31 protein-coding genes are annotated in these 18,246 nt (G+C 47.8%); all 31 read left to right on the top strand.

Features of this window, described 5'->3' with window-relative positions; genetic code table 11:
* Positions 1-445, top strand: a 445-nt coding sequence (locus PHS46_07975) for a hypothetical protein (protein MDD3906437.1), incomplete at its 5' end; no start/stop codon positions are given.
* A complete protein-coding gene (locus PHS46_07980; GenBank protein MDD3906438.1) occupies positions 442-651 on the top strand; it encodes a hypothetical protein in 210 nt (69 codons plus the stop codon). The genes PHS46_07975 and PHS46_07980, both read left to right, overlap by 4 nt.
* 287 nt (positions 652-938) lie before the next feature.
* Entirely contained in the window at positions 939-1,625 is a 687-nt protein-coding gene (locus PHS46_07985; GenBank protein MDD3906439.1) for a hypothetical protein, read from the top strand.
* A 143-nt stretch (positions 1,626-1,768) separates the two neighbouring features.
* Entirely contained in the window at positions 1,769-2,032 is a 264-nt protein-coding gene (locus tag PHS46_07990) for a hypothetical protein (GenBank protein MDD3906440.1), read from the top strand.
* Positions 2,033-2,093: 61 nt separating this feature from the next.
* Entirely contained in the window at positions 2,094-3,818 is a 1,725-nt protein-coding gene (locus PHS46_07995) for a hypothetical protein (protein MDD3906441.1), read from the top strand.
* Positions 3,819-3,823: 5 nt separating this feature from the next.
* Positions 3,824-4,129: a hypothetical protein gene (locus PHS46_08000; GenBank protein ID MDD3906442.1), complete on the top strand. Its 306-nt coding sequence runs from the start codon at positions 3,824-3,826 to the stop codon at positions 4,127-4,129.
* Positions 4,130-4,366: 237 nt separating this feature from the next.
* The gene (locus PHS46_08005; protein ID MDD3906443.1) at positions 4,367-5,092 is read left to right on the top strand and encodes a hypothetical protein; all 726 of its coding nucleotides are present in this window, start codon (positions 4,367-4,369) and stop codon (positions 5,090-5,092) included.
* Positions 5,076-6,728 carry a phage terminase large subunit family protein gene (locus tag PHS46_08010; protein MDD3906444.1) on the top strand — a complete coding sequence of 551 codons (1,653 nt, stop codon included), beginning with the start codon at positions 5,076-5,078 and terminating at the stop codon, positions 6,726-6,728. Before PHS46_08005 ends, PHS46_08010 begins: the two co-directional genes overlap by 17 nt.
* Positions 6,729-6,818: 90 nt before the next feature.
* Entirely contained in the window at positions 6,819-7,124 is a 306-nt protein-coding gene (locus PHS46_08015; protein ID MDD3906445.1) for a hypothetical protein, read from the top strand.
* 34 nt (positions 7,125-7,158) lie between these two features.
* A complete protein-coding gene (locus PHS46_08020; protein MDD3906446.1) occupies positions 7,159-7,776 on the top strand; it encodes a hypothetical protein in 618 nt (205 codons plus the stop codon).
* Positions 7,777-7,890: 114 nt separating this feature from the next.
* Positions 7,891-8,544, top strand: coding sequence for a hypothetical protein (locus PHS46_08025; GenBank protein ID MDD3906447.1), 654 nt, complete (start codon positions 7,891-7,893; stop codon positions 8,542-8,544).
* A gap of 21 nt (positions 8,545-8,565) precedes the next feature.
* Positions 8,566-8,931: a hypothetical protein gene (locus tag PHS46_08030; protein ID MDD3906448.1), complete on the top strand. Its 366-nt coding sequence runs from the start codon at positions 8,566-8,568 to the stop codon at positions 8,929-8,931.
* A 65-nt stretch (positions 8,932-8,996) separates the two neighbouring features.
* Positions 8,997-9,326, top strand: coding sequence for a hypothetical protein (locus tag PHS46_08035; GenBank protein MDD3906449.1), 330 nt, complete (start codon positions 8,997-8,999; stop codon positions 9,324-9,326).
* Between the two features lie 89 nt (positions 9,327-9,415).
* Positions 9,416-9,703, top strand: coding sequence for a hypothetical protein (locus PHS46_08040; protein ID MDD3906450.1), 288 nt, complete (start codon positions 9,416-9,418; stop codon positions 9,701-9,703).
* A gap of 2 nt (positions 9,704-9,705) precedes the next feature.
* Positions 9,706-9,903, top strand: a complete 198-nt coding sequence (locus PHS46_08045) for a hypothetical protein (GenBank protein ID MDD3906451.1) — start codon at positions 9,706-9,708, stop codon at positions 9,901-9,903.
* A gap of 6 nt (positions 9,904-9,909) precedes the next feature.
* Positions 9,910-10,134, top strand: a complete 225-nt coding sequence (locus PHS46_08050) for a hypothetical protein (GenBank protein MDD3906452.1) — start codon at positions 9,910-9,912, stop codon at positions 10,132-10,134.
* A 21-nt stretch (positions 10,135-10,155) separates the two neighbouring features.
* Positions 10,156-10,482: a hypothetical protein gene (locus tag PHS46_08055; protein ID MDD3906453.1), complete on the top strand. Its 327-nt coding sequence runs from the start codon at positions 10,156-10,158 to the stop codon at positions 10,480-10,482.
* Positions 10,466-10,756: a hypothetical protein gene (locus PHS46_08060; GenBank protein ID MDD3906454.1), complete on the top strand. Its 291-nt coding sequence runs from the start codon at positions 10,466-10,468 to the stop codon at positions 10,754-10,756. The genes PHS46_08055 and PHS46_08060 overlap by 17 nt, the downstream gene beginning before the upstream one ends.
* A complete protein-coding gene (locus tag PHS46_08065) occupies positions 10,753-10,974 on the top strand; it encodes a hypothetical protein (protein MDD3906455.1) in 222 nt (73 codons plus the stop codon). The genes PHS46_08060 and PHS46_08065 overlap by 4 nt, the downstream gene beginning before the upstream one ends.
* Positions 10,971-11,213: a hypothetical protein gene (locus PHS46_08070; protein MDD3906456.1), complete on the top strand. Its 243-nt coding sequence runs from the start codon at positions 10,971-10,973 to the stop codon at positions 11,211-11,213. The genes PHS46_08065 and PHS46_08070 overlap by 4 nt, the downstream gene beginning before the upstream one ends.
* A gap of 267 nt (positions 11,214-11,480) precedes the next feature.
* Positions 11,481-12,467, top strand: coding sequence for a phosphoesterase (locus tag PHS46_08075; protein MDD3906457.1), 987 nt, complete (start codon positions 11,481-11,483; stop codon positions 12,465-12,467).
* Between the two features lie 212 nt (positions 12,468-12,679).
* Positions 12,680-12,901, top strand: a complete 222-nt coding sequence (locus tag PHS46_08080) for a hypothetical protein (protein MDD3906458.1) — start codon at positions 12,680-12,682, stop codon at positions 12,899-12,901.
* 127 nt (positions 12,902-13,028) lie between these two features.
* Positions 13,029-13,199, top strand: coding sequence for a hypothetical protein (locus PHS46_08085; GenBank protein ID MDD3906459.1), 171 nt, complete (start codon positions 13,029-13,031; stop codon positions 13,197-13,199).
* Positions 13,192-13,449 carry a hypothetical protein gene (locus PHS46_08090; protein ID MDD3906460.1) on the top strand — a complete coding sequence of 86 codons (258 nt, stop codon included), beginning with the start codon at positions 13,192-13,194 and terminating at the stop codon, positions 13,447-13,449. Before PHS46_08085 ends, PHS46_08090 begins: the two co-directional genes overlap by 8 nt.
* 77 nt (positions 13,450-13,526) lie before the next feature.
* Positions 13,527-13,814, top strand: coding sequence for a hypothetical protein (locus PHS46_08095; GenBank protein ID MDD3906461.1), 288 nt, complete (start codon positions 13,527-13,529; stop codon positions 13,812-13,814).
* Positions 13,815-13,817: 3 nt separating this feature from the next.
* The gene (locus tag PHS46_08100) at positions 13,818-14,006 is read left to right on the top strand and encodes a hypothetical protein (GenBank protein ID MDD3906462.1); all 189 of its coding nucleotides are present in this window, start codon (positions 13,818-13,820) and stop codon (positions 14,004-14,006) included.
* A 21-nt stretch (positions 14,007-14,027) separates the two neighbouring features.
* Positions 14,028-14,702, top strand: coding sequence for a DNA methyltransferase (locus PHS46_08105; protein ID MDD3906463.1), 675 nt, complete (start codon positions 14,028-14,030; stop codon positions 14,700-14,702).
* Between the two features lie 17 nt (positions 14,703-14,719).
* On the top strand, positions 14,720-15,442 hold the full coding sequence (locus PHS46_08110) for an N-6 DNA methylase (GenBank protein MDD3906464.1): 723 nt from the start codon (positions 14,720-14,722) through the stop codon (positions 15,440-15,442).
* Positions 15,443-15,454: 12 nt separating this feature from the next.
* Positions 15,455-16,036 carry a hypothetical protein gene (locus PHS46_08115; GenBank protein ID MDD3906465.1) on the top strand — a complete coding sequence of 194 codons (582 nt, stop codon included), beginning with the start codon at positions 15,455-15,457 and terminating at the stop codon, positions 16,034-16,036.
* Complete coding sequence (locus PHS46_08120; GenBank protein MDD3906466.1) at positions 16,015-16,854, top strand: site-specific DNA-methyltransferase; 840 nt, start codon at positions 16,015-16,017, stop codon at positions 16,852-16,854. Before PHS46_08115 ends, PHS46_08120 begins: the two co-directional genes overlap by 22 nt.
* 39 nt (positions 16,855-16,893) lie before the next feature.
* A partial coding sequence (locus tag PHS46_08125; protein MDD3906467.1) for a phage portal protein occupies positions 16,894-18,246 on the top strand: 1,353 nt, incomplete at its 3' end.

An 18,246-nucleotide genomic window follows, 5' to 3' on the forward strand; every position in this document is an offset into this window, starting at 1 on the left:
TTACGGTGGACAGAAAAAGAAATGGAGGTGGATCATGCCTAAGTTGCTGAGTGATGAGGAAATAACCCAACTTTGCCAACACGCTGCCGTATGTGCGCAGCAGATTATCGATCACACTGATAGATATACTGATGCTAACGACTTGCACAAGACAGTAGTAAAGTTGGCTTATACCGCCAGAGTAAGAGGGAGAGCCCTTGAAAAGATGTCGGAGTTTTATCAAGGCGTCACAGATTCTTGTCCTTATGCAGATGACTGGGTATGCCCTGACGGATGTTCATATGAAGACATAGAGCGATATGAGCCATACGACGAAGAAGATGCTTTCTGCCCTGCGGATGATTGCGCTGCTGCGGATAATGGCGATGCCGTGGAAGTAGCTTGTTATTACAAGTCTGCTCTTAAAATAGCGGCAGCGGAGATAGCGGAGGAAGAAGGAAAATGATACTACCAGGGGAAGAAAGGTGTAAGATAAGATGCTCGCGGTGTAACCGGGGTATATTCAAGGACGAGGACTACCGGCAGGATTACGACATGCAGTTGCTGTTCTTCATAGGGCCGATAGCGGTATCTATCCGGCGCAAGTCGGAAAACGTATGTGTCTTATGCCAGAGGAAGGAGAAAGACGATGATACACATGCAAAGGTTTGATAATTACGGCAACGCAGTTCAGTGTGAACATGACGAGGGGGATTGCGTCTCTTGCCAGTATGGTCCATTCACGAGCACGACTAGTAACACCAAGCCTGTATGTATGGCGGGAAGGAAGGAGGAGAATCATTGATGAACAATAAAGAGCTAACAAAAAGGGAGATATATTGGTGCCGGAGGCCAGAGGGGTAAAAAGACCCTATTGTGCAAGCTGTGGCTGGGCATGGTGGGAAGGAGATAATGTCCCCGAGCAGTGTGACCGATGCGGTGGAAAGGAGAAGAGGTATATGACGAAGCACGAAGCCTGCGTTATCAAAGATAACTGGCGAGAAGAAGGAAACAAGCCGATCAAGCCCCGTGTAAAGCGAGAGGTCTACTGTTGCACCTGTGGGGTGATATGGGAGGAAGAGATCGGGGCAAATGAATTCGGCTGTTGGGTCTGTGGTGGCTACCGTAAGGCGATAATGACAAAGGACGATGCGGAAGCCATAAGGGGGCATTATGACGCAAACAGGACGCCTGTAGCGTGTCGGACTATGGAAGAGGTCGAAAAGATAATATCTCCACTGTTATCGTTGCGGGGAGATATCGGCGCAGAAGGGACGAAGAGGGCGCGATTATATGTAAGGGGTGTTTTGCGTCGTTATCTTATAGCCTGTAAGGGACTGGAAGAGCATCAGGTAAAAGCGTTGATAGAAGCTGGTCCTATATGGCAACTAATAAACGATGGGTATGTTAATTGGTGGCGCTTAAAGGTAGGCGCGGTTCAAGACAGTATATACGCCGACGTTACACCTGAAGCCTACTTGCCTATCGATATCTTATGGCGCATCGAGGAATACGAGGAGGCTTTTGCCAAAGAAAGAAGCTTGAGGGAAGCTTCCCGTAACAGCATAAACGAGGATTACGAACGGGCGATGCTTGTCCGTCTTTTAAAGAAATACGGCCTCCCGGAAGAAGAAAAAACACAATAATTCAGATTTCGTCATTTTTGGCCTATTTTTAAGGAGCAAACAAGCAATTCCTTGTTAATACTGGTCAGAAACGGTATAATATAGAAAGGGGGGAGGGGTTGCGGTTGCAGGTTTGCTTGGCGGTAGAAGCGGGGGAGGTTCACTTGGCCGATGTGCAGGGTCTACGCACAGTAGAAGGTTTCAGAACCTATGTTACCCGGAAATTCATCTTCTTGGACGATGAAGACATAAACCGGGGATGCCGTCATTATGCGGCCTATCTCGAAAGAATACAACGCGGGCCGACGCTTCTTGATCTCATTGATGAACGAAAACCAGAAGAGAACGATAATATCTTGCTTGAATTGCTTGATACTATCTTCCGGATGAATGAGGCAAAAAGGGACGAGCTTATACGCAATGATTAAAACGCTATGAAAATCACGGTAACAAGTGGGGAAATAAAATTTTTATAAGGGGTGCGGTAATATGTTTACAGGAATGGAAGGTTTTGATGGGTTTTGCGGCTCGGCGGCGAAGGCGAAGAGTGTATACGAAAAGTGCAGCAAGTGCGGGGGAGTGTTCCCGAAGGATGAGTTAGCAAGATATTCTGCAGGTCCGCGTGCTCCGTGGCAGAACTTATGCGAGTATTGCCTGGAAGAAACACACCTCGAAGAGCGGCTTGAAGAAGCGCGGCGGGAAAATCCTTTTATCTATGGACCGAGAGACGTTCACGTTTTCGGAGAGCCCGGAGTATATCCTGAAGATTCTAAGGATATGGTAGACATAAAAGAAAAGCTTCGGGCGTTAAGGGAAACCCGTAATCCTAAGAAGGAAGAGAAGAAGAAAACCGTCTTGCAATGCTATAAGTGCAAACAGCTTGTTCCCCACGATGAAGGGGGATGGGCGGAGGATGGCAAAGGATGGTTTTGTAACTTCTGCAAAGAAGAAACAAGCCTCGAAAGAGCCTATAAGCAGGCCGTAGCGAAGAACCGTATCGCTTGTCCTACATGTGACGCTATGGTGCACGGGGAGATGGGATTGTATGGCAGACCATGCACGGTTGACCATCGTTCTGATGAGATGAAGGAGATAGAAAGTAAAATATGGTCATTGCGAGCAACACGGAATCCTAAACAGGCCGAAGAGTGTTCATGCCATGACTGTGCCAGGAGTGTTAATCCTATGGAGGCGTTTATCTGTGAAACGGAAGAACATTCGTTTTACCTGTGCGGTGAATGCCATGAGGAGCGGGTATTGAGGGATAAGATAAAAGACTTGATGGCGGTAGATGCCCCCGATGGAAGTTTCGCCGCTGTTGTCTTAAAAGACGAAGTGCGTAAGATCGAAGCCGATATTCGGGAGTTAAGGGTATCACGGGCGAAGATAGAGAACAAGAAGTGTGAGTGCTCCGATTGCCGGAAGGAGAAAACATCTTCCGAAGATGTGAAGGAAGAAGAATACCCGCTATACACTCTTCGCCCCGGCATAAGCGTTGGCTATGACGTATTACCCTCATTTCCGTGGACGGAGGACAAAAGAGTTCCTGCGGAATTGTTTTGCTGTTCTTCCCGCCATTCAGCCATTGTATCCTGCTCCTGCTGCCATAAAGCTTCGTTTGAAGAAGAGGGCGGGTATTACATCAACACACTGCGGAGCAATGAGGATAAGCGGTTCTTGTGTAACCGATGTGGTGAAATACTTGAGGAGCTACGAAGCGGCAATGGAATACCCGATAATGGGGACGATTGGTTTAAGAAAATCGTAAATCGCCTTGCTGGTCCGGTAGGCCAGGCACTGGTGCGTGAAGATAAATATGAAGATAAAAAGGGTTGCGCGTTCTGTTATGCAGAGGTATTGCCGAAAGATGCGATTAAGCTGCCTTGTGGAGATAAGCATACGCACATCTATGTTTGTCCTGCTTGTTATACTACATATTCCGCCATCAGAAAAGGGTTTGAAGACCTTACTTCAGAGCAGATGCAGATGATTGTGGAAATAGACGGTGAAAAATACTTTAAGCCGATAGGCAAACGAATGACCGTCATAGAGCAATGTTTTTTTGCTGAAGCGCAAGTTGGTTGTCGCGATGCGGCCAATTTACGATTTACACACCTGATAGAAGCCCAGCGCCGGGAGATATTGCGCCTGGGTGGTCTTTTGGACCAGATGGGCAAGAGCAACTATTATCTTCCGGGAGTAGTTGAAGAATGATACGGATGGTTAAAAAAATAGCAAAAGATATCCGAGACGCCTATAATAACGGTTGGCGTCCCGGATATCTTTTGTGCTGTGCGCGGTGTGGTATGTCATGGACGGAAGAGGAGCCTCGTTGCTGGTATTGCGGATGCTATGCCAAGATAGGTTATTTCAGCCTTCGGGGATCTGAGATGCTGAAGATGATTTACGAAAAGGACAGGCTCAAGGAAGAAAATGCTGCTCTTAGGGCTGATAACGCTTTGAAAGATTATGAGAACGCATGTTTAAGGCGTGCTATGGATTTGAACGAATGGAGGAAGCGGTAATGTATAAAGTTACGGTAGTGTTAAAGAGCACTAAAACGCATGTAGTGGAAGAATTGGGTGGAGCTTCACCAACACGTGTTTTTATTGGTGTAAGCCAGGTAGATGTTGACGCAAATGTTCTTACCGTGCATGTCAATGAGGTTCGGACATGCTTTCCGCGTGAAAACGTTAGCTGGTATACCATTGAGCCAGAAAGCAAGACTATTTAAGGGTTAGATAACCAAGGGGGAAGAACCGATGGCAGATTTTACTCCGGAAGAATTAGGGCTCCCGCCGAAGACGGACGGACGGAAGAAAATACAGGAACAGGCACCGCCCGAGACAGTCTGTGAAATGCCTTTGCAGCAACGCCGTGACGAAACGTTCCGGATGTATTTTATCGAGCATATGACCGAGCAGGAGATAGCAGACTTCTTCGGTAAGTCTGTTGGAACCATCAGCCGGGACATCAAGAAGATGCGTGAGGAGCGAGTAATTCCGGGACGCAAGCATATTTCCCCGGCCATGCAGGAATATATATCGAACTTCTCCGATATAGCCTTCCATCGGTTCTTCACCGTTATTCGTGAGTTATGGAAACAGTATCGAAAGGCAGAAGACGGTAAGGCCGTCAAGGTAAAAATACTCCAGCAAATATTCGATACTGAATCGAAATTCATTGATAGACTGCAGAGCCTCGGCCTGATGTATAAAGAGCCCGAGCATTTCAAGATGGATGATACGGTAGCTAAACGGGCGCAGATCATGGAGATAGCCGACAAATTGAAGCTTAGTAACCCCGACATGTATCTGCAGTATATGAGAATAGCCGCAGAGCTTGAAATGGCCGACAAGAGCGGCCTGCAAGGGGTCAACTTCGACAAGATGGAGTTTGAATTCTCCTCCGATGGCGAAGGTGTAGAAGAAATAGAAGAAGACAAACCCGAAGACGAAGCAGGAGAACAGGATGGCAGCGACGTTTAGTGGAGATGGCCTCAAGCTGCTAACCGTTGGTGATGAAGATACCAGAAGATCGGTAGCGGCAGAGATAAACCCGGCAGTATGGACCATAAGGTATAGGACACTTAAAGGAAAGCCCTATACCTTCTATTCATCTACCGTGCCGCAGGCACACAGACCGTTCCTTATGCAGCCCATGTATGACCAGCACCCGCATAAAGTGACGGAGAAGGGCAGACAGATCGGCATGAGTGAAAACTCGCTGACAGAAGCCCTGTGGTTCCCGGACCAGCACCCGTTTACTAAAGTTGTCTACGTCTTCCCACGTGATAAGCAGGTAAGGCGCTTTTCGTCTACCCGTATCGATGTTGCCATTGAGCAATCCCCTTATCTTAAAAGTCGGATGAAGTCTGCCAACGTTTACCAGAAGGATATAGGCGATAGCTTTCTCATTCTCTCTTCGGCTTGGCAGGCCGACTTGGGCGAAGGTATTGATGCCGACGTTCTGTTCATCGATGAAAAAGACAGGATGAAAGCAAAAGTAGAGATAGCATTTGAAGAGTCTTTGAAGTCTTCCCCTTACGGGTATCTACGGGAGTTTTCAACACCGTCTATACCGAATATGGGCGTAGACGAGAACTATCAGAAAAGCGATCAACACGAGTGGATGGTCCGCTGTGAGGCTTGCGGTATGATGCAGCCCATAACCTATCCTGAAAGCTTCCTGAAGCTCAAGGCAAAGGATGGAACGGTATCATATCGGTTTGCCTGCACGAAGAAGGGATGCAGGGGCAAGCTTAACAGGTATTGGGGCGAGTGGGTGCCGAAGTTTGCCGGGCGTAATATCCGGGGTTATCATATATCACAGATGCTGGCTCCGTGGATATCGGCTAACAAGATCATGCAGAACAAAGAGAAGTATGTATTCAAACAGCTTTTTTACAATTACGTGCTGGGAATACCTTACATGGGCGATGCCATGCTGGTAACGGAAGCCATGCTGGACGCCTGCGTTGAAACGAACCTCGTCAAACTGCCTGCGGGTGAGGCTGTGGTGGCCGGGGTTGATTGGGGAGATACTAGTTGGATGGTAATAGGTAAGCTATGGGAAGGTAGACCTCTAATAATCGATTTAATCAAGATCGATTCTGACGATGCGGAGGAACACCCAAAAGAGGTTGCCCGCATGATGCAGAAGTATAACGTCCGCCTGTGTGTATGCGATGCCGGGTATGGCAAGGATAGAAACGCCCGTTTGCTCAAGCAGTTTCCGGGGCGTATCTTCTCCTGCTATTATCCGAACATCGAGGGCGGCAGCAGCAAGGTCTTCCTGGCCTCTTGGCAGGATTCACAGGCGAAGGTGACTGTTGATAGAACGGTATCGCTAAAGTTGATGCTTCATGCCTTTTCTTCCGGGAACCTGTCTGTATTCCGGAAACTCTACGGCACGCCTCATTTTGACGAATTCAAGAAGCATATCTGCAACCTGGTATCCGTCAAAGAGCTTGGGGACGATGGAACCTCGATGCACGAGCGCATTGGGGCTCTTGGTCCCGATCACTATGGACACGCTACAAACTACCTCACAATAGCATTTGAGAAGGTTACGAACCTTCCACGGAGCAGCGCAGGCTTCGTGGGCGACGATGAAGAGGAATAATCCCTAAAAATCCCCGAGAAACAAATTTTGTTGTGAAATGTATATAGTAATGAGGGAATTACCCTTGAACAAATATACAGGAGGCAACAAATGAACCCGATAATATCAACACTTCTTCAACAACTCAACTGGCGGGAGATGTCCATGATGATAGGCGCGAAGGCGGCTGTCCACGGCGAGAAGGATTTATCCTTCCGGTTCCCCATGTGTAAGAAAGCCAACGTCTGCAGAATCGAATACGATGAGGGTATGGACCTTTACAACATGACCTTCTCCAAGATGAGGAAATACGAAGTAAAGGAAGTTGAGACGTTCCCCATGCTTTACGCGGAAGACCTTAAAATAACCTTTGAGGGATTCACCGGGCTTGATACCCGGTTGCCGTTCGGAAGATAATTCGATAATAAATAAAAACTTGGAGGTATTCATCATGGGATGGCTTTTCGTCAATAAGGACGCGAGAATGTCAGCGAAGGATTACTTTATAAAGGAATTCTCCAGTGAGAGTGAAAACGGTAAACTTACAGTATTGGATATATCTATGCGGGGCAGCACATCCTATATGGCGATAGAGCGGATAAACAAGAGGACCGGCGAGCGCATAGTCTTTGCAGTGGTCTGTCTAACCTCACAGCGGAGCCGGGAATATTACAACTTCGGATACAAGGACATAGAAGAGGATATGGGGCCGTGCTATTATGATTGCCCGGAACGTATACTGCGGAAGCTCACCGTGGCAAGAAGTGAATATGCTCTGAAGTGGCGGGAGAGTTGCCGGGCGGCGAGGGCGAAGAAGCCCGCGAAGCTGTTCAATGTCGGTGACGTTCTGGTGTTCAAGCAGCCGTTGTTCTTCGGGAATATTGGTAAATTCGATACCTTCAAGGTTACAAGCTTAAAGCCTTTGAGGTTCTGGGCTGTGGGGCTTGGCGCGTGTCGTTTCCGCAAGAGCACGCTGGCAAGAGAATACAAGGTTGTTCCGGCAGGAGCACGGGCGGAGAAATTGTTCAGCAATGCCAAAAGACAACTCGCGAAGAGGATAGCAGCGTAAGAAAGGAGGCAATGTGAAATGTTGATCGTTAATTTTATCGCGATTGGAATAGGCTCTTTGTTGTTAGCGAATCTTATTTTACCGGAAGGGATAATATAGAAAGGACGTGTAAGCATGAAAGGTAAGTGTATACACTTTGACGGAATAGTTACGCTGGAGATGGTGCCGGTAGGCAGCTATAAAGGATACGAATTCTTCAAGTTGAAGAAAGACAGGGATGTTTATGCCACAAAGTATCTGTTGCACGACGAGCACTTTTTTCCTGTGATGTCTGTCCACGATGATAAATTCATGGACGAAATGAAAAGGTATATCGACGGCAATTTCCCGGAGATGCGGCAGGCTCTTATGGAGGCCAAAGAAAAGACCTTGACCGGTCCGCGTCCTATCATGGGGATGGCCGATTACCTGGGACGTAGAGAGGAAACCTTACAGCACATCGCCCAGCTTCACGAAGACTGGAAGAGGCAGGACGAAGAGCGCCTGGCCAAGGCAGAAGCCAAGAAGAAGGAGGACGAAAAGCAAGCAAGGAAAGCATTGCGGAATGCCGAAAAGACGTTTTCGCGAGGGGACAAGATATCGGGTGATGCCTTTGTTTCCCTGTGTGATAAATACGGCGTAGTCCTTCCGCTTAGAACACGGGGCTGGTGTATGAGAAGCTTAATAACGATAAGCCCGGATAGTTACAAGGGTTACGGAAGGTCAAATGCGGTGTTTAGGTATGCCGGTAAGCTTAAAGATGCCATAGAAAACAAGATAGCCGCTTAAAGAAGGAAGGGGGAAGTATTCATGAAACTAAGAATGAGCGCGTTACCGCTAATAGCAGCGGCCTTGATAGGTGTAGCAACCGAGAGGGGGCCGGACCGGGCCTTACATGGAGTTGTGAATATGGCCTGTGAAACAGACAGGCTGCAAACGAAGACCGGGCAGGTAAACGGCATGGGGGAGCTTAACCCCATAATCACGGAGGACAACAGAGATTGTATCTTCCGAGTAAGGGCATTGATAGAAGACGATATATGCCGGACAGAATCAAAGACTTTGAAAGCTGTCTATGCGGCGGTAACAATTGCAAACGTCTGCCGTAATGATGCAGAAATGAAAAAACAAGGACTTGAACCGGTCTTCGGTTATCGGAAGGAATGGCAGTTTTAACGGATAGGCGGGCGGCTTGACAGCCGGTAGGCAAGCGGTATAATAATATAGTGGGGGTGCGGGCAATGAATCTTCAAACAATGATAAAAGAGGCTCAACGGTGGAAGGGCGCGACGATCAATGCTGACCGTATTCTGAAGAATTACGGGGCAAGCAATAGGGAGCGGCTACGTCATAGCAACATGACCACTAAGAGCGATCTGGACAATTACCTGATGCGTAAATTCGGAATAGGCGCAGTAGAGGCACGGGGGATAAGTAATACTCTGACCGCTGAGAACCTGCCTGCTGACCGGAGCGCAATGCCGGAAGAATACCGGGGCGAGCCCTGGGCTGACAATGTTATCAATTTTGTGAAAGAAGCATGGAAAGCGATGGAGGTAAGTGAAGGATGACAAACCGGGACAGGTTGAATTCGATTGATAAGGCGATGGTAGCTAATAGTCTTCTTCTGCATGGATACGTCGAAGAAGGGGAAACCTTTGTGAAAGAAATAGACATCAGCACGTTCAAGCGTGTGTTTGCCGGGATGCTTTTACAGGTTGATAAAGGGATTCCTTACATAGCAAACACAGACGGCGAGCAAAATGTCGTATCCTACTTGAATTACCTTACAAAGATCAGAAGGGATTCTGCTGGGGTGATAAGCTTTCACGACAATGATATTCCGGAGAGGTCATTTAAGATCGTTGTTACAGCCTCACACAATCCCATATCTTACTATCTCCGGGATGGGTGGCGGCTTGAAAGAAAAGAAGAGGAGGGTAACTGAACATGGATGCTATAGGATGGAATACCGTTGAGGTACGCGAATATTACGTAGAATGTAACGACTGTGGCAAGGCGGCACCTACGGCTGATACCGAGTTAGGGTGCGTCCTGGAGGCAAGCGCGGCGGGGTGGAAGAAGGTAGAGATAGACGGTGAAGATTTACGCCTTTGCCCGGATTGCATCGAAAGTAGAAAGGGGTAACTGAACATGCCTGAATATGGATGGACGAGCTATAGAAAAACGGGATGGGTTTTACCTTCTGGAACGAAAGAGTATTATGGATGCTTTCGTAAAGACATTGGCACCGATGAATGCATCAAGGTAACGGTGCGATTCTTTGCCAGCAAACCCACTGCCGCAATGCGTGAGATTGCCGAGATGCTTTCTAACGGCGGAAGACCGCAAGATATCAACGGAGCACACATCAACTAAACTTAGGGAGGGAAACTAAACATGGAAGAACTGGAAATAGGATGGAACGTAAACGAGACCTCACAATACACTTTGGAGTGCAGCGCATGTCAGACTTTGGAGTGCAGCGCATGTCAGATAGAATCTAAAGCATCATATGTAGAGTTGGATTGTATAGCTGATGCCAAGAGGTCGGGATGGGTATTGGTATCCAATGGCGAAGAGGAACTTACAATCTGTCCGGACTGTCTGAAGATATTTATAGCCGGTGTTTCTATGGGCCTGTTCAAATGGGCAGATAAATGGCAGGCAGCTATGAATAAGATTGTCACCAAAAACTGGAGGGCAAGCTATGAGAAAAAAGCTTGAAAGCGAACTGGAACAGGCCAGGAAACGCGAGGAAAAATACGTAGGACAGAACTTCGAGACTCAATTCGTGTATTGCCTCTATCAGATGATAAAGCCCTTTACACACGAAGAAGCGGCGGCGAAGCTTGGTATAACTGTTGAGCGACTGGAAAACACGCTGGCGGGTAAGGGCAAGGCGATAATGTTGCGGGAAGCTGCACGATGGGCCTGCCGGTTGGGGTATCGGTTGGAGATAACAGCTAAACGCGAGGACAACGGGAGGGATAAGCAATGAAGGGAATAAGAATAAGATCATGCCTGGAGTGCATGTTCAGGAACAGCAGAAGCGGCCACTCCTGCCATAAGATTATGCAGAGATTGCACGACGATTCGGATATTTCACGGCACAGAGTAGCGTTCACGGCATTCATCGAGGGGTTTATTGAGGAAGAGCCTGAAAGAGTAGAAGAAGCACTATACTCGAAATGCCCGCTTGAAGATTGGGGTGCATGATGAAAAAAGGAATACCAATAGAATCGTGCGAGCAATGCAAATTCAGGCTGTCGGGGCTAAAAGATGGAACGGAGGTCTTTTCGTGCAGTGTAATCCGGGGCAATCTTGGACAGAAGGATATGACCCTAAAAGAATGGATAAAGATAGACGATAAGCACAAAGAAGCGTTTACGGCATTCACCATGAAGGGCGAGACTGAATTCTTTCCGGATTGTCCGTTTCCGGATTGGGGTGCATGATGGCCGATAAAAAGGTAATCATCGTAACAAGGTGCGGTCACTGTCCCCACTTTTGGCCCTTGCCTAAGCAGTTTGCGTGTTGTCATATTCTCCGATCTGTTTATGGCAATAAAGAGAAAGAAAACATGCATTGGGAAGAATTTACCTCTTTTGCGTTGTCAAGTAAAATTATAGAAGGGGGGAAATATATATTCCCTAAATGTCCATTGGATAACTTTAAAGATAGATTGATTGCTCATAAAGAGTAATACAACAGGGGGAAGGCAAATGCGAGATACCTATATTCTACACGACAACGATCTGGACGGCTTCGGAGCCGCCTATTCAGCATGGAAACTCTATAAAGACCAGGCAAAGTATATACCTTTAACGCATGGTAAGCCGTTGCCGGATATGCCGAACGATGCAAATGTATTCATCCTCGACTTTTCGTATCCACGTGATGTATTGGAAGAGCTTAATGGACGCATGAATCAGCTTCGGGTTATCGATCATCATGTAACGGCGCAGAAAGAGCTTGAGGGCTTGGATTACTGCGACTTTGACATGAAGCACTCCGGGGCTTATCTGGCGTGGGAATTCTTTCAGGGCTTATCATCTCATGTGCCGTGGCTTATACGCTATGTCGAGGACTTCGATCTGTTCCGGTTTGAACTTCCACAATCAAAAGAGGTCGTTGCGGCTCTTGAATCCGAGCCTATGGACTTCGGCATATGGGATAATCTGGCACGTGGGGAGAAGTCGGGCATAGCGCGTTTGGCACAGGACGGAGTGCCTATTGTTCGATACCGGAATCAAATGGTAGAGAAGATATGCAGCGAGGCTGGGGTGGGTAACGTATGCGGCTATCAGGTGCCGATATGTAATGCGAATCTGTTTAGCTCTTACGTGGGCAATAAGCTGGTTGAAGATAATCCCTGGGCTCCGTTTGTGGCTCTATACCGTGATAAGAACGACGGCACGCGAAGCTGGAGCCTCTATTCTATCGGTGAATTCGATACCAGCGAAGTGTCCCGGAGCATGGGCGGCGGCGGGCATAAAAACGCTTCCGGATTTACCGAAAGCATTCCAAGACAGGCACCGATGAAACCGGATAACGTAGGCGATCCGGTGCCAGCGGAGGTATCCATTCTTCAACGGGCTCTTGAGCTTGCGGTGCAGGATTATACCCGGAGCGAAGACCCGAAACGGAATGAAGGGTGGATAAACGATTATTTAAACAAGGCAAAGAAAGAATTGGAGGATGGGGAATGAGGGTATGTCCTTATGGGGAGCAGCAAATGGCGGAAGTGTCTAAGCGCGATGAGCAGATAGATAAGCTTATTGATCTACTGGTGGAAAATGCGATCTGTCCCGGACCCGATGGGGAGCCTTGCCCGGTAAAAAACGGGAAGACCGGTCCGACAGATGCGGATTGTAAAAAGCATGTTCGGGAGTGGCTTAATCGATAGAAGGGGTGATGGGGGATGGCGCAACAAACAACTTTACAACTGCAAGAGAATGAAGATGCCATAAAAGAGGTTGTCCGGGAACTCATCAAAAAAGGGGAACACAAAGAGGCGTTGTTCTTTGTGCGTGATGATGTTGTTTACTCCGGCACCGATGGGCGCAAGTATCGCCAGACGTATTTGAGTTACGTCTTTCAATGCAATTACGCATGGATGCACGGGGGAGCAATGCCTGAATAGGTGAATATATCAACCGGGGTACGGTTTATACCCCACTAAAGGGGCGCTCGAAAGGGCGCTTCTTCTTTTTTACGGGGCTTGCTTTTTTTGGCGAATAATCTATAATGATAAAGGGGGAGGCGGTTATATGTTTGGGCAGCGAGCGGTTAAGTCTATCGATATACTTTTTCAAGGATTCATGAATGCAATAAGATTTTTAATGGACAAAGGGGCGATGTGCCTTGTGCTTGTGCTTCTGGCTATCCTATGGGTTATGGGTGAGGAATTGGAAGATTTGGGGTGCGATGATTATGAGTAATAAAGATGCCTTGCGGACATATCCGGAGATGAACAAAAATATAGTTGGTATTCTTCGGATAAACAGTGACAATCCCACAGGGTTATACGCGGCCAATCGCATTGAGGAATTGGAAAGCAGGGTTAAAGAGCTTGAGGAGAAGATTCGCAACGAGCCTTCGTGGGGATGTTGTCCGCAGGATGTCAAGTGTCACGATGAAGGATGCAAAAGCTGTCGCCTGCGCTACTATGGACTGGAGGACAAGCAATGAGGAACTGGATTAAACGAAAGCTCAATATCAAGCACGCAGCCTGTATCGCAAATGAGAAGCAGCTAAAACAGGAGATTATGCGGATTATCAATGAAAGCGATGCCCGGATAGCAGAGCTTGAGAGGGACAACGCGCGATTGTCTACGGCTTTATCCGGGGAACATCCTTTTGCAACTACGATTGCTCTTGCTACATGCAAGGAGATAGCAACGAAACTCGTTGAGGCCGTCGAAGCCCGGCACAGGATAGGGTATGGACTTACTTTTAACCGGTATTCAGACCAGAAGAAGATGCAGGAACACAGCGCAGCCTGCGAGAGGGAAAAAGAAGCCATTGAAAGATGGCATAAGGAAATGGGGAGGTAGATCATGGATAAGATCGAAAAGGCGGAATTGATTTTTAGTATTATGAAGGGCTGTCCTTTTGCGGAGGATAGTTCGGACGAGATACAAGAGATTATACAGAAGGAGTATGTTGATTGCGACGGCGATTGCATCGAGTGCCTGGTGAAGAATCTTGACGAGGAGCAAATAGACAAGCTTTTAGAGATAATGTAATAAGGGTTGATGGGGGAAGGTATGGAACCGTATTACCAAGATGATTACGTAACTATATATCACGGTGATTGCCGAGAAATAATACCGCAACTCGGCACCTTTGATTTGTTAATGATGGACCCGCCGTATGGCATAGGAGAAGACCATAAAAAACAAGCTACAAGAGGAGGATTCACAAAGTTTAAGGATGGTAAGCCTTTATATGTTCCGGCCAAAGATTACGGCACGTCAGAATGGGATTATATTACCATCGAGCAGGAGCTTATAAATACTCTTATAGGAATGGCTAAATATTCCTGTATGTGGGGCGGCAACTATTATCGTGTAGAGCCTGCCAAGTGCTGGCTGGTGTGGGACAAAGAGAATACCGGTGACTTTGCTGATGGCGAGCTTGCTTGGACTAATTACCCGCGTGCCGTAAGGATAAAGCGTCATCTATGGAATGGGATGCTTCGCAAGAACAACGAGCCTCGTGTTCACCCTACGCAGAAGCCGCTTGAGGTTATTACATGGGCAATAAGCTTATCTCCGGTCTGCGAGACAATCCTTGACCCGTTTGCGGGCTCCGGTACTACAGGAAGAGCCGCAAAAGACCTATGCAAAAAGTGTGTTCTGATAGAGCAGGAAGAAAGATGGTGTGAGAAGGCCGCTCTGCGTATGGCTCAAGAAGTACTTCCGCTGGGTGATTGCCAATGACTGACTACAAAAAAGAAATGGCAAAGATAATCAGCGGGCATATCAACAGCCAGCGTCTTCACTGTTATGATAAATGGGACGTGTTCAGAGACTTCTGCGCTTTGTCAGCGTTATCGATAAGCAATGCGGTAGATAAGGCTCAATACGATGTCCGTGAAGCCCGCTACATGGAGATAGTTAAGCGATACGATAAAGAAGCCGTTGATATGTTCTCGAAGCTGCTGGGGATGCTTGCTGGAGCCCTGGAGGAAGATACAACGGACGTTCTCGGCCAGTTGTTCCATGACCTTGAGCTTCACAACAAATGGGTAGGTCAATTCTTCACACCTATCCACGTTGCCGATATGATGGGCCGGATATCGATAGTCGGCATGGAAGAGAAGATAAAAGAGCAAGGCTTTGTAACGGTATCGGAGCCAGCAGCCGGAGCCGGGGCGATGGTCTTAGGGCTTGCCAAGGCAATGAAAGAGGCCGGATACAACTATCAAGAGCAGATGCACGTAACGGCAGTTGACATAGACGAGCGATGCGCTCACATGTGCTATTTGCAGTTAAGCCTTTTGGGAATCCCGGCTGTTGTGGTCCACGGCAATACTTTGTCGCTAGAGGAATTCGGAAGATGGTATACCCCGGCGCATGTGTGGGGTGGTTGGGGCTGGAAGCTGCAAAATGATGAATCCAAAGATGATCAGGTTGTTGTAAGCATGGAAGAGAAAGGGCAGCTTGCGTTTGCGCTGTGATGGTGGGGGAAAGTGGCAATAACTAATGGGGAAATATTCAGTTCACCGATTATAGAAGATGCTGTTTTGGAGGCAATGGGGCTTAAAAGTCCTCCTCCAAGAAATGAAGTGAATAAGGAACTGCTGGAAAAGTTTCAAGAAGCGGTCATAAGCACGTCAAAGTCTTTATCATCAGCTTTTTTCGTCGGTATGCTCAAGATCGATTCCGAGATGCTTGCCAATAAGAACAAACTAATGGTGCCGGATGATTTATGGTGTGAATCCTGCCACGGGCAGATAACCTTTATACTTAACCACTTTGATCTTCCGGAAGGATGGAGCCTGCTCGATGCTCCGCGTGTCGTGTTTTATTTCATGGGCCAATGCGGAACATGCGGGAAGTATTATTACGCCTTTGGCGCTCGTGAATTCTGCGAGCCGCACATACTGCTTGCTATAATCATAGAGCGGAGCCTTCTCTATAAACTAAGGAAGGGGATAGAAGCGGCGAAGCAGTCTGCGTATATGCTCAAGTATTATCTTACGGCCCATGAGAAGACCTGCGGAATGACCTTGCAGCAGGCTATATTGCATTGGATGAAGGCATCAAAGTGATGGAACGATACCTCAACAAAGTCACGCACGGCCACTGCTTCGATGTGATGGCCGATCTGCCGAATAAGAGCGTCGATATGATCTTGTGTGACCCTCCTTATGGTGTAACGTCTGGGAGGGACACATGGGATAAGATATTACCCGTAGAAGAACTGTGGATGCACTACAAGCGAATAATCAAAGATGATGGGGCGATAGTGCTCACGGCTACTAATCCCTTTGCCAGCCTTCTCGTGTCGAGCAATGTCGAAATGTTCAAGTACGATTGGGTATGGTCCAAAGAAAGAGGGGGGAATATCCTCACAGTAAATCATCAGCCCTTTCGGAGCCACGAACTTGCTTTAGTCTTCAGCAAAGGAGCGATAACAGAAACACCTAATGGCCATTACATGAAATACAATCCACAGATGGTATACGGGAAGCCCTACCGACGTATAACATCCGGGAAAGCTCCTTCAACCGTTAGCAATTCGAAGAATTGGTCTTTAAAATCCACCTGCGAGGACACATCGCAGCGACATCCTCTAAGCGTCCTCAACTTCAACCGTGAAACGGGCAGTCACCCTACACAGAAGCCCGTTCCCCTCTTTGAATACCTTATCCGGACCTTTACCAATCCCAATGATATTGTCCTTGATAACTGTGCCGGAAGCGGCACCACGGCTCTGGCTGCTATCAGGTCTGAAAGAAGGTTTATCCTCATAGAACAAGCCGAAGAATGGTGCAATGAAAGCGTCAGAAGAATAGCCGCAGAGCCTCCAATGCTGCTCATGTTAGCCGGGATAGATACAGATAACCTCTTGACGGATAGGCGATAATTGCAATAGATAGCAGTTTTCTATCTGTTGGGGGTTTTTATGGATTACAACGAGAGAATAAACACCGTTTTGAAAAACTTACACGCAGGCGGAGATGACCTGATGAAGAGCGAGCGGAAGAGTAACCCAAAGAGTCCGCAGACAGCGTTCTTTGACCCATTCGGCGTGTATTCGCACGGGATAACCGGAGCGCAGGAGAAAGTATCGCCGTTGACCTTCAACCGTTTGCGGGCAATGGCCGATACCGAGGTAGCCTGGGCGATTATAAAGTGGTTTCAGGATAACGTCGCCCGCTTTGCTACGCCTAACTCCCCGAAAGGAGACCCTGGGTTCAAGATTGCCACTGTAGATGAAGAGTACCGTCCGGATAAGCGAGACAAAAAGGAAATGAAGGAGATCGAAAACTTCCTTCTGATGACCGGCACTTTGCGAAGCGATGACAGGCCTGATAACCTTGATACATTCCTGCGAAAGATTGTTAAAGATTCCATGACCCTTGACGCTATGGCAATAGAGCTTGTTCCGAATTCTCGCGGCGAGATTGCCGAGATGTATGCGGTCGATGCGGCAACGATAAAGGTATGCAGGCCCGAAGAGGGCTTTGATGGTGACGCTAAGATAAGATATATTCAAGACGTGGAAGGCACCGTTTATGCCAAGTATGCCTATGACGAGTTGATATACGGCATCCGGAATGTAAGAACTGATATACGCTATGCCGGATACGGTGAGTCGGAGCTTGAAGTCGCTATCCGATTGATAACAGGGTTGATAAATGGTCTTTCTTATAATATCAGCTACTTTACGAAGTCTTCCGTGCCTCTTGGCTTACTGTCTATAGTGGGTAACATGGGGACGGACGCACTGCAGGATTTTAAGCGCGAATGGTATACGCAGTTGCGTGGGCCTGCAAGCCGCTGGAAGATACCCATGATACAACTCGAAGAAGGCCAGGGTGTCAACTGGACGGACATAAAAGGCACCAGCAAAGACATGGAATACCATTTGTGGATGCAGTTTCAGATCAATCTTCTGTGTGCTCTTTATGGCGTGAATCCTTCGGCTATCGGCTTTGAAGGGTATAACCCAGGTAGTAAACCTCTCTTTGGGGAATCAGGCTCCAAGACGCAGACAGAACAGGATGAGAATACGAATACCGGCCTTCGTCCTGTGCTTAACTTTGTTGGCTCCGCTATCAATCAACGAATCATGCCCATGCTCTTTGACGGTCGTTATAAGATGGTATGGACCGGGATAGATGAAGAGGACGAAGCCCGCAAGCTTGAAATGCAGAGCAAGCGCCTGCAGGATGGCCTGGCAACGGTAAATGAGATTCGTGCTGAGAACGATCAGGAGCCTATAAAAGCGAAGTGGGCCGATGCTCCGGCCAAT

It is taken from the genome of Candidatus Omnitrophota bacterium (assembly GCA_028699255.1).
GTDB lineage: Bacteria > Omnitrophota > Gorgyraeia > 2-01-FULL-45-10 > 2-01-FULL-45-10 > FEN-1322.

Excerpts from the sequence above, each read along its gene's own strand:
- PHS46_07980 (MDD3906438.1), top strand. The coding sequence starts at position 442 with ATGATACTACCAGGGGAAGAAAGGTGTAAGATAAGATGCTCGCGGTGT.
- PHS46_07985 (MDD3906439.1), top strand. The coding sequence starts at position 939 with ATGACGAAGCACGAAGCCTGCGTTATCAAAGATAACTGGCGAGAAGAA.
- PHS46_07995 (MDD3906441.1), top strand. The coding sequence starts at position 2,094 with ATGTTTACAGGAATGGAAGGTTTTGATGGGTTTTGCGGCTCGGCGGCG.
- PHS46_08000 (MDD3906442.1), top strand. The coding sequence starts at position 3,824 with ATGGTTAAAAAAATAGCAAAAGATATCCGAGACGCCTATAATAACGGT.
- PHS46_08005 (MDD3906443.1), top strand. The coding sequence starts at position 4,367 with ATGGCAGATTTTACTCCGGAAGAATTAGGGCTCCCGCCGAAGACGGAC.
- PHS46_08010 (MDD3906444.1), top strand. The coding sequence starts at position 5,076 with ATGGCAGCGACGTTTAGTGGAGATGGCCTCAAGCTGCTAACCGTTGGT.
- PHS46_08015 (MDD3906445.1), top strand. The coding sequence starts at position 6,819 with ATGAACCCGATAATATCAACACTTCTTCAACAACTCAACTGGCGGGAG.
- PHS46_08020 (MDD3906446.1), top strand. The coding sequence starts at position 7,159 with ATGGGATGGCTTTTCGTCAATAAGGACGCGAGAATGTCAGCGAAGGAT.
- PHS46_08025 (MDD3906447.1), top strand. The coding sequence starts at position 7,891 with ATGAAAGGTAAGTGTATACACTTTGACGGAATAGTTACGCTGGAGATG.
- PHS46_08030 (MDD3906448.1), top strand. The coding sequence starts at position 8,566 with ATGAAACTAAGAATGAGCGCGTTACCGCTAATAGCAGCGGCCTTGATA.
- PHS46_08035 (MDD3906449.1), top strand. The coding sequence starts at position 8,997 with ATGAATCTTCAAACAATGATAAAAGAGGCTCAACGGTGGAAGGGCGCG.
- PHS46_08045 (MDD3906451.1), top strand. The coding sequence starts at position 9,706 with ATGGATGCTATAGGATGGAATACCGTTGAGGTACGCGAATATTACGTA.
- PHS46_08050 (MDD3906452.1), top strand. The coding sequence starts at position 9,910 with ATGCCTGAATATGGATGGACGAGCTATAGAAAAACGGGATGGGTTTTA.
- PHS46_08055 (MDD3906453.1), top strand. The coding sequence starts at position 10,156 with ATGGAAGAACTGGAAATAGGATGGAACGTAAACGAGACCTCACAATAC.
- PHS46_08060 (MDD3906454.1), top strand. The coding sequence starts at position 10,466 with ATGAGAAAAAAGCTTGAAAGCGAACTGGAACAGGCCAGGAAACGCGAG.
- PHS46_08065 (MDD3906455.1), top strand. The coding sequence starts at position 10,753 with ATGAAGGGAATAAGAATAAGATCATGCCTGGAGTGCATGTTCAGGAAC.
- PHS46_08070 (MDD3906456.1), top strand. The coding sequence starts at position 10,971 with ATGATGAAAAAAGGAATACCAATAGAATCGTGCGAGCAATGCAAATTC.
- PHS46_08075 (MDD3906457.1), top strand. The coding sequence starts at position 11,481 with ATGCGAGATACCTATATTCTACACGACAACGATCTGGACGGCTTCGGA.
- PHS46_08080 (MDD3906458.1), top strand. The coding sequence starts at position 12,680 with ATGGCGCAACAAACAACTTTACAACTGCAAGAGAATGAAGATGCCATA.
- PHS46_08085 (MDD3906459.1), top strand. The coding sequence starts at position 13,029 with ATGTTTGGGCAGCGAGCGGTTAAGTCTATCGATATACTTTTTCAAGGA.
- PHS46_08090 (MDD3906460.1), top strand. The coding sequence starts at position 13,192 with ATGAGTAATAAAGATGCCTTGCGGACATATCCGGAGATGAACAAAAAT.
- PHS46_08095 (MDD3906461.1), top strand. The coding sequence starts at position 13,527 with ATGCGGATTATCAATGAAAGCGATGCCCGGATAGCAGAGCTTGAGAGG.
- PHS46_08100 (MDD3906462.1), top strand. The coding sequence starts at position 13,818 with ATGGATAAGATCGAAAAGGCGGAATTGATTTTTAGTATTATGAAGGGC.
- PHS46_08105 (MDD3906463.1), top strand. The coding sequence starts at position 14,028 with ATGGAACCGTATTACCAAGATGATTACGTAACTATATATCACGGTGAT.
- PHS46_08110 (MDD3906464.1), top strand. The coding sequence starts at position 14,720 with ATGGCAAAGATAATCAGCGGGCATATCAACAGCCAGCGTCTTCACTGT.